This is a genomic window from Streptomyces cahuitamycinicus (genome assembly GCF_002891435.1).
GTDB classification, from domain to species: domain Bacteria; phylum Actinomycetota; class Actinomycetes; order Streptomycetales; family Streptomycetaceae; genus Streptomyces; species Streptomyces cahuitamycinicus.
The window spans coordinates 1-937 of sequence record NZ_POUC01000889.1 but is presented as its reverse complement, the minus strand read 5'-3'; the positions used below and the strand labels follow the sequence as shown (position 1 = coordinate 937).

The window sequence follows — 937 nt, the reverse complement described above, 5'->3', positions numbered from 1 at the left end:
CCGCAGCACCGCGACATGCGCCTCCCGCACCCCCGGCCCCGGCTCGACGCCGAGCTGGCCGACGAGGCGGGTGCGCAGGTCTCGGTGGACGGCCAGGGCCTCGGCCTGACGGCCGGTGCGGTGCAGGGCGAGCATCAACTGCCGGTAGAACCCCTCCCGCAGCGGATACTCACCGGTCAGCACCGCCAGCTCCGGCACCAGCTCGTTCAGCCGTGGGCCGCCCAGCGCCAACTCGGCGTCGTAGCGCCACTCCAGAAGCAGCAGCCGGGCCTCGCGCAGCCGCTGCGCGAAGGCGTACCCGCCCACCTCGGGCGGCAGCCCGGCCAGCGGCGCGCCCCGCCACAGGGCGAGCGCGTCCGCGCACACGCGCACGACCCGCTCCCAGTCCTGGCCGGTGTGGGCGGCACGCGCCTCGGCGACGTGGGCGTCGAAGACGTGGACGTCAAGCTCACCCTCGTCGATCCGCAGCACGTACCCGGAGGGCACGGTGAGCAGGCGTCCCGGGTCGTCGAGCAGTCGCCGCAACCGGGCGATGTGGTTGTGCAGCGAGGCCTGGGCGGACACGGGCGGCGCTCCGCCCCACAGCGCGTCCCTGAGCGACTCGACGGAGACGGCCCGCCCGGCGTCGAGGAGCAACGCGGTCAGCAACACGCGCGACTTGTCGCCGGCGACGGCCCGGGCCGGACCGGGGACACCACCCCGCAGGCCGCCCCGCACGCCGCCTTGGACGACGCCCTGGCCATCGCCTTGTGCGCCACCCCGCACGCCGTTCCGGACAACGCCATGGACGCCGCCTTGGACGTCGCCCCGCACGCCGCTTTGGACGTCGCCCCGCACGCCGCCCCGTACGTCGCCTTGGACATCTCCTTGGACGTCGTAGAACAGCACCGGCGGCCCCAACAGCCCGAACCGCATCGTCACGCCGCTACCCCCCGTG

The 937-nt window shown here is 74.9% G+C and carries 2 protein-coding genes; one reads left to right on the top strand and one right to left on the bottom strand.

The features are described from left to right. A partial coding sequence (locus C1J00_RS43690) for an AfsR/SARP family transcriptional regulator (protein WP_146046429.1) occupies positions 1-717 on the bottom strand: 717 nt, incomplete at its 3' end. 6 nt (positions 718-723) lie between these two features. Between C1J00_RS43690 and C1J00_RS46125 the strand changes: the two genes are divergently transcribed. Continuing rightward, positions 724-937, top strand: a 214-nt coding sequence (locus tag C1J00_RS46125; protein WP_219728417.1) for a hypothetical protein, incomplete at its 3' end; no start/stop codon positions are given.